Origin of the sequence: Xenorhabdus sp. IM139775 (assembly GCF_028598745.1) — a bacterium.
Lineage (GTDB): Bacteria > Pseudomonadota > Gammaproteobacteria > Enterobacterales > Enterobacteriaceae > Xenorhabdus.
In genome coordinates, this window is the sequence record NZ_JAQRFK010000101.1 from 1 (window position 1) to 8,576 (window position 8,576).

General features: G+C 45.2%; 5 protein-coding genes. 2 read left to right on the forward strand and 3 right to left on the reverse strand.

The genetic code is table 11. The annotated features are described in order from the left end of the window. Window positions 1–249: 249 nt before the first annotated feature. The 3 genes from PSI17_RS15215 to PSI17_RS15225 form a co-directional block, all read right to left on the reverse strand. Window positions 250–1,521 (reverse strand): hypothetical protein, encoded by a 1,272-nt coding sequence (locus PSI17_RS15215; RefSeq protein ID WP_273552784.1) that lies wholly within the window; start codon window positions 1,519–1,521, stop codon window positions 250–252. Window positions 1,522–1,654: 133 nt separating this feature from the next. Then, entirely contained in the window at window positions 1,655–2,908 is a 1,254-nt protein-coding gene (locus PSI17_RS15220) for a hypothetical protein (RefSeq protein WP_273552785.1), read from the reverse strand. A 194-nt stretch (window positions 2,909–3,102) separates the two neighbouring features. Further along, entirely contained in the window at window positions 3,103–7,572 is a 4,470-nt protein-coding gene (locus PSI17_RS15225; protein ID WP_273552786.1) for an inverse autotransporter beta domain-containing protein, read from the reverse strand. A gap of 164 nt (window positions 7,573–7,736) precedes the next feature. Here PSI17_RS15225 and PSI17_RS15230 point away from each other — a divergent pair, with 164 nt between their 5' ends. After that, window positions 7,737–7,931 (forward strand): hypothetical protein, encoded by a 195-nt coding sequence (locus PSI17_RS15230; RefSeq protein ID WP_273552787.1) that lies wholly within the window; start codon window positions 7,737–7,739, stop codon window positions 7,929–7,931. Window positions 7,932–8,004: 73 nt separating this feature from the next. Further along, window positions 8,005–8,576 (forward strand): Thoeris anti-defense Tad2 family protein (locus PSI17_RS15235; protein WP_273552788.1); only part of this gene is annotated, 572 nt, incomplete at its 3' end.

Genomic DNA, 8,576 nt, shown 5'->3' on the forward strand with positions numbered 1-8,576 from the left:
TAATATAAGGCAAAAATCGAATGAACTTGTTATTTATATAGACGTCCATATAAAATTCCTCATGTAATATTTTATATTCCAATAGCCGGGCAAGAATAAATAGTTATCTTGCCCTCGGGACACATTAAATGACTTGTTGCCAACAGGGTAATAATATTGTTATTGGCTGATAAGGAAAAGTTATCACTTCAATGATAAAAAACAGACTCCATTATTTGGAGCCTGCTTTTTATGACTTTATTCTATGACCTATGAATTAAACAAACAGAGAAGTATTGCGTTTGGTGGCATTTTTTCACCATCATTAAGTGTTGTATTACTCGATATATCAAACCCAATCATTTGGCCTTGGGTCTTTGACCCTTTTGTGTCATCAATCACCTTGATAATCGTTTTACGCGTTGGGATGCCCCACCCTTTCTCATTCCAATCATGGCCGGCAGTAACCAAACTAATTAATCCCCACTGCGTGATATCGGGATATTCGTCCAATAGCGTTTGAGATGGCTTTTGATAAGTGCCTGTTCGCATCACATGCGACAAATTCACTGAGCTATATATATTGCCCGCTGTATCTTTATTCGTATTATTCTCACATTTATCCAGATTAAAATCGGCACGTTTTATAAAGTCGTAGATGGCTACACTGTTGTTGCGATTAGTCATATTGATAAAAGTGTGCTGAGGATTTAGGGTATAAGTGTACGTCGTTGATCCTCCTGATTCATTAGAAGTCACCGTCATCTCGAGTGTTGTCGGCTCCATGACTGGATTTTTATATCTACTCCCCACCCAGTATTTATTAACATATCCGGAGGGAGAGGCTGCACCTCCTTCTACCACTCTGGTCACTGCGGTTTCAGTGTGAAGATCAAAAAGACTTTGATCGGGCGTAATCCGTAGCTCTGCCACGGCTGAGTCCGGGACATTATACGGCCCATTCTCAGTATCCCGATAAAAACGATGGAGTGTTGTCGCTGGCTCCGGTCTATGTGTATTTCTCGTGTCATATGAGGAATCCCAATAACTGTAAACAAACAAGCCAGCCGGCTGCGATACTGAGTTAAATTTCACGGCCGTGTTAGCTTTCGATTCCTGTTTGCCCTCCTCCGTCACAAGCGCCAGTCTGGCCTGAACATTATCAAGACCGACCGAACTGCTTAACGTGGTAGTTAAGTAACCCTGCTCATCCGTGGTCAGGACTTGATTGCCGAAAACCAATTTACCTTCCTTGATTAACTGGCCATAGTTAAACTTGCCGTCGGGGTGAACTGCCTGCCAAATGACCTTGTCGCGGTCAAAGGCCAGACCGGGGAGGGCAGCACCACTGGTAGCATCGGTCACTTTTACCCGATAGGTATGCGCCTGCTTGCCGTCGCCATTCACTTTCGGATTGGTCGAAGTAATTTCAACCTCGCCAAGTTTAACGGCAGCCGAGACATTCATGGATACCAACGGTAAAAAAAGAAAACTGAGATAAGGTAAAAATCGAATGAACTTATTATTTATATAGGCGTCCATATAAAATTCCTCATGTAATATTTTATATTCCAATACCCGGGCAAAAATAAATAGTTATCTTGCACTCGGGACACATTAACAGACTGATTGCCGACATTATTTTTAGCCTGTTTTTATGACCTTATTCTATAATCTATGAATTGAACAGGCAGAGGAGTATCGCGTCTGGTGGTATTTCTTCATAATCATGAAGTATTGTATTACTCGATATATCAAACAAAATCATTTCATCCTGTTTTTCAGTCCCTTTTATATCATTAATCACCTTGATAATGGGTGCCCGAGTTGGATACCCCCCCGCTTTCTGATTCCAATGCTTGCCGGCAGTTACCGAACGAATCACCCCCCACTGCGTGATATCGGGATATTCATCCAATAAACTTTGGCTATTGCCTGTTCGCTTCACATACGACAACATCACTGGACTATACTTATTACCTGCTGTATCTTTAGCCGTATTCTTACTACAATCATTCAGGTTAAAATCTTCACGCTTAATTAAGTATCTGTTGGCTACGCTATTGTTACGATCCGTCATATTGATAAGAAAGCGCTGAGGTTTTAGGGTATAAGTGTAGGTTATTGAGCTTCCTCTACCTTTATGAGACACCGTCGTCTCTAAAACTGTCGGCTCTATGACTGGATTCTTATATTCAAACCCCAAATAGTATTTATTCTCAAAGGTAGGAATAGCCTCAGCAGCCTTTCCTTTTACTACTCTATGCACTGCGGTTTCAATATCAGGATTAAAAAGACCTTGTTCGGGCCTAAGCCGCAGCTCTGCCATTGTGGCGTCCGTAATATTATACGGCCCATTCTCAGTATCCCGATAAAAACGATGGAGTGTTGTCCCTGGCTCCGGTGTCGCTGACCATTCCGTAGAACGCCAATAATCGTAGATAAACAGGCCCGCCAGATGCGTTGGCGTTGCAAATTTCACGGCCGTGTTAGCTTTCGATTCCTGTTTGCCTTCCTCCGTCACAAGCGCCAGTCTGGCCTGAACATTTTCAAGGCCGACCGAACTGCTTAACGTGGTGGTTAAGTAACCCTGCTCATCCGTGGTCAGGCCTTGATTGCCGAAAACCAGCTTACCTTCCTTGACTAACGAGCCATAGTCATACTTGCCATCGGGGTGAACTGCCTGCCAAATGACCTTGTCGCGGTCAAAGGCCAGGCCGGGGAGGGCAGCACCACTGGCAGTATCAGTCACTTTTACCCGGTAGGTATGCGCCTGTTTGCCGTCGCCATTCACTTCCGGATTGGTCGAAGTGATTTCAACCTCGCCAAGCTTAACGGCAGCCGAGGCATGCATTGATACTAACGGTAAAAAAAGAAAACTAATATAAGGCAAAAATCGAATGAACTTATTATTTATATAAGCGTCCATATAAAATTCCTCATGTAATATTTTATATTCCAATACCCGGGCAAGAATAAATAGTTATCTTGCACTCGGGACACATTAACTGACTTGTTGCCAACAGGGTAATGAAATATTGTTATTGGCTGATAAGGAAAAGTTATCACTTCAATGATAAAAAACAGGCTCCATTATTTGGAGCCTGTTTTATTACTTAGCTATCACTTAGTAACCATACAGAGGTATGCATCTTTTATATCATAGTCCTTACCTAGAGCTGCATAATCATCAGTGCTACCAGCATCAGTACCCGCAATCGCAAGGCTATACTCACCCAGACGACTGCCTGCATTAGACCCTATCCTCACTTGTGTCGCCCCCTTCATCATTGTCCATTTTGGTAAATCAGAATACAGAGCCACTAGCGCGTTTCGATCAGCGGGATTCCATATATCCTTGTACAATGGTTCATCCAACTTATCATGTGTCGTCACACAGTCGCCCCACGGCGAGACTGCGTTTGACGCTATATTATAAACGTCACGCAAATTCACAAAAATTTGCTTAGGCTCCATTTTATAAGTGTAGAAGCTTATTATCCCTGTCTTATTGTCAGTCACAGTCATATTGAACGTTGTAGGATCTAGCGTCATTAGTGGAGTTGTTTGACCACCAGCTTGGGCATTAGGCATAACAGTAAACTGGAATTTCTCGTTGGCTGGCTTTATAAACTGCGTATAATTCGGTCCGGAGCCTGAAAGCATAACGCTTTTGCCAGCTGCATCAAACAGCTGCTGCCCCTGCCCAGTAACATCCCATAGCTCTGCATGCATCTTGTCTAGGATGGTAACAGGTTGATTATTACCATATAGTTTCGGTGCTGTTGAACCATTCGGATCAGTAACACGCAATCCCACTTTCTGACGCGTATCCCCATTCGGTATTGGTGCAAAGTTCACGGACGGCGTACCCGATATTTGAGCCACCTTTGTGTTCAGATGACCTAATTTCGGTTTCAGCGTCAGCGTGGGTTTAACCCCATTAAGACCGACTGAACTGGTTAATGTTGCAGTTAACGCCCCCTTCGTTGTTCCCGAGGTGGTGGTGCTATTCTGCCCGCTGAATTTCAGATCACTACCGACTAACGACTTATAGTCATACCCATTACCGTCATGCAGCGCGCTCCACTCGATATCATAGTCATTTTCCAGATTCAGATTCTCTACAGCGTCGTTCCCGGACTTCACTATAACCTGATAGTGATAGCCTTTCTTTCCGTCGCTAGGCTGATCGTTGTTGGGCTTATTCTCAATTTCAATAGTCTCCAAATCAATATCACCCACGAAAGTCATAACATCAGACGTCTTTGCTACACTACCACCTACTTTCGCTTCGATTTTAACGTCTTCAGGCACTTTATCGATTAAGGTTGCGTTTATTATCCCGTCTTTATCTGTCTTGAGTGGAAGGCTGTACTCGAGTGTCGCACTGCTAGTACCCCCACCAACCGCCAAAACTGGCTCAAATTTAACCGCCAGAGCCGGATCTATGGTCTGCAAAGGCAGATATGCTGAGCCTTTATCGCCGAGTTTTATCTTCACGGAATAACCCTTCCCTCCGGCTAAGACCTTCCCTTTTTCTTCCCGCTCGATGCTCAAAACGGTAATTCCATTTATAAAAGCCACTGGGGTCTTATTGTTGAAGTAGGTTTTGAATTTTTCATCCTTACCATATACTGACGCAGCAACTACAATTTGTGCCTCCTCGTCACTGGTTAAGGTCGCCGTCAATTCGCCTCCCGCCCTCGTCTTCTTATCCTTTGATGACCACGTCACACCCGCCGGCAAGCTATCCGGATACCACTCAATACCCACCTCCTGGCCTGGTGGCAGTGGTTGGTGTGTAATATTGTTGTAGGCCACTACTGTAAAGGTATAGCTTCCATTTTTTACCGTCTGTGGCGATGTCTGTTTTGAAGGAATCTCCTTAAGTACAATGGCAGGTTCAAAAGCCACGGCACCAATGGGCGTACTGCTCTTACCATTATCGACGGACACAGCAACATTAATATCGTTTACTGTCGGCTGGGTACTGGTTAAGGTCGCCGTCAAATTCCCATCTTTATCCGTCGTCTCACCCTTGAATGACCACGTCACACCATCCGGCAACTGCTCAGGTAGCCACTTAACCCCCTCCACTTTCTTGTCTGACACTTTCTGGCCCAGCTTATCTATGACTGCTGCCGTAAAGGTATACTCACCTTTAATGAAAATCGGTGAAGTGGGTGACGACTTGACGGATGCAACTTCAGGATCTTTAGCCTTATCAGCATCCACGAAAATCACGGGGATATTAATGGCTGTTTTGGTCTTGCCACCATCCACGGATACACCGGTGAGAGCAAAATTGGCCGCCTTGCTACTGATTAAGGTCGCATACACTTGCCCCTGAGCGTCCGTCGTATTTTTCACGGGTAACCATTGAACGCCATCCGGCAACGGCTCAGGATAGAACTTAATATCCACGGGTTGGTCTTGCAGTGGCTTATTTTTCTTATCCGTGATCACGGTCGTAAAGGTATAACCCGAAGTTCCGGTGAAATAGAACCCTTTTTCCGGTACCGGCGCCGTGACAGAAGCCTTCATATCGCCGGCATTAATGTTATTGATGAACGTCACCGGGTTGGCAACATGGGTTATGGTCTGTCCACCATCTATTGATGCCCCGACGTTAATATCTTTTGCCGGCTTGGTACTGGTCAGGGTTGCAAACAATTGCCCCTGATCATTCGTTATACCCTGCATGGGGGACAAAATCACGCCATCCGGCAATTTATCGGGATACCACTTCACATCCACTTTCTGGTTTCTCAGCGGTTCACCCTGCTTATTTGTGACCAATGCCGTAAAGGTATAACCACTGTTTCCGGTGAAAAATGACCCTCGTATCGGCGACTTGACAGACTGGATATTAAAATCAGACAGCAGACGGCCAAAGCTCACATCACCAAGATGTTTCTTCGCCATGCCCGGCAGTTCCAGGAAAACGTTAATATCTTTCAGCGGCTGGGCACTGCTGACCGTGGCCTGCAATTGTCCCTTGTCGTTGGTTTTACTGGGGGTTTCCCACGTCAGATTCACGCCGTCATTTTGCGGTTCGAGCGACCAGACGGCATCCTTAAACTCGGTATCGGAGATAGGAGCACCAGCGGCTCCCTGTGCGAGCGTAGCCAGTAACTGATAACTTTCCTTGCCATCCGCCGAGGTGGGGATATTTTCAGCCTTAAACTGTTTTACATCCAAAGGCTGAACGGTCACACTCAACGTAACGGGCTTGGTTAACTTGCCGTTATGATCTTCCGCAAAGATATTGACTGCATGGGTATTCTGGGCATTCAGCACAAAATTAGGCAATATCAGATTCAGATGCTTATTATCGCCGGCAAGGCTGCCGCCATTTTGGGTAAACGGTTCATCTGCCTGCCAGATGACGCGCTTAACGCGTGATTCTACGTTAGCCGCCACGGGGATTGGGGTTGGCCATGATTGCCGGCTATAACCCACGACAGCGCCTTGCGGCAGGGTCAATTGCAGCTCTTTTTCGGCTTCTTTCTTCCGGTGATCCAGCACGATATAGTTGTTTCTTTCAACTAAATCGTAGCGGCTGCCTGCCAGTGTCCGCGCGGAAGCCACGCTACCCGGCGAGAACTGCGCATCAAAAGGGATACCAAACCGATAATTCAGGTTGGCCTGGAACAGGGTTTCACTGTGTCCGCTACCGCCATATTTGTAGTCCACGCCCATGGTCAGCAGCGGAACCGGTGTATAATTCAGGCCGACCCTGCCAAGGCTGGGGTCTTTCTGTTTACTGTCACGGTTGAACAACACCACATTGTCACCATAGTATTGTTCAAAGCCTAACTTACCGCCGAGATTCGGGTAAGCGGGTAAATAGAATTCACCGAGCAGATCAAAACCGCTGGCCGGGCGCTCTTCCCAATCATGTTCATCCTGTGACTGACGCCACTTACTCAGGCGCCAGTAAGTATTCGCGGAGAGTTTGACATAATCGGTCCAGGCTTCGCCCCCCACGCCGAGGCGCTGGTTTTTACCGGTGACATCATGGTCAAAGAAGCTATTCAGCCCGTACATCCAATCAGGGGTAAAGTAACGCCCGCCCAGACCGACGTTCAGGGTATGGCGGCTGTCTTTATGGCGGTAACCAAACTGGGAGAACGTCAGCCAGTCGGCTTTATTGTCATAGAGCGGCAGCAACAGATCCAGCGAGCCATTATCCAGCTTGCCTTTTCGGTCGAGGGCAAAGTTAATTCTGGCTGTCCCGAACTGGGATAGCCATTTCTGGGTTTCGCCGAATAGCGCACTGTTGACTTTTCCCAGTGCGTAGGAGGTCGCGTAGGATTTAGCCTGTTCAGTCAGCTGTGAAGGTGAAGACGATAACACCTGAGCCACCGTCTGAACATTTTGCGCAATTAAACCAGCGGTTTCATCAACTTTATTATCTTCTCCCCGATTATCTGATTTATCTAACCACTTTTCATTTGCCACGTTCTGTGTTTGCTGTTCCGTGTTCTTTTCACCTATAGCCAAAGTATTGATAGCTACAAATGGCAAAAACAGAGAACCGATATAAGGTAAAAATCGAATGAACTTCTTACCAATATATGGACTCATATATAGCACCTCATAGAATATTTGATGTCCCAACTTTCAATAAGAATAAAATTAATACTTTTGTGCACTTAAGTGAGATTAGGTGATTTATCGAAAAGATGCTTAATGACATGTAGTTATTGGTTGATAATAAAGAGTTATCACTTTCTGGGATGGATAGTTCAATGTGTCATTCATTATGCCCGGTTAAAATCTCCTTTATTGAACATCGGCTATTTTCCCGCAGTAAACTCCGGATTTACACCCCCGCGAATTACCCACCCGGCGAAGTGACAGATTCCAGCGCATTTCACCCTATTTTCATGCGTATTTATTCGGTTATGCGTTATTCGATTGAGATAAAAACCCGCCCTAAGTAAAATTAACGGGCTGTTGATGAGTAGGATGAAATGACCTTTAAATTTAACAAATAATATAATGAATGAGGTGTTTATGTCTGAAATAACTAAGTTGGATAATGCTGATAAAAAATGTTCATTTGGCCCAGATCAATTCGAAGCTAAGGTTGATAATGTCGCCCCTGTTGGTTCTTTCCCTTGGGCACTGATTCAAGTGTATTTGGGTAAGCCAGTGAAACGTAGCGGTTGGGCTGACTCCGTATATCTTCTGCCTAAATACGATGATTCAGGGGCTTTTCTCTATATTCAGCGATCAGAAGCCGATGCCAATGTTTTGCCGTGGGTACCGGAACCGGATGATATGGTGGCTTGTGATTGGAAATTGCTGGATTGCATGCTGTCTTTTGATCTTACGGTAGGGGCTGGTAAGTATGATGATAGTGGACGGGTGTGGGGATATCTTGCTGACGAAGAATGGGCATCTATCGGTGTTCATCCTTTTGGTGATTTGGCTAACCTCCAAAATAAAACAGATATTAAGAAATTTTCACTTTTCGAAATGCATGAGACCGCAGGTACTATAGAGTTAAAAGTCTCCTCTGATAACAATCAAGATGGCTATCAGAAGATGGTAAACTTATTTGCAAAAGATCTCACTATCACTGT

What these genes read in the sequence shown, in the direction of transcription:
- PSI17_RS15215 (WP_273552784.1), bottom strand. Translation starts at nt 1,521, where the DNA reads ATGGACGCCTATATAAATAATAAGTTCATTCGATTTTTACCTTATCTC.
- PSI17_RS15220 (WP_273552785.1), bottom strand. Translation starts at nt 2,908, where the DNA reads ATGGACGCTTATATAAATAATAAGTTCATTCGATTTTTGCCTTATATT.
- PSI17_RS15225 (WP_273552786.1), bottom strand. Translation starts at nt 7,572, where the DNA reads ATGAGTCCATATATTGGTAAGAAGTTCATTCGATTTTTACCTTATATC.
- PSI17_RS15230 (WP_273552787.1), top strand. Translation starts at nt 7,737, where the DNA reads ATGTGTCATTCATTATGCCCGGTTAAAATCTCCTTTATTGAACATCGG.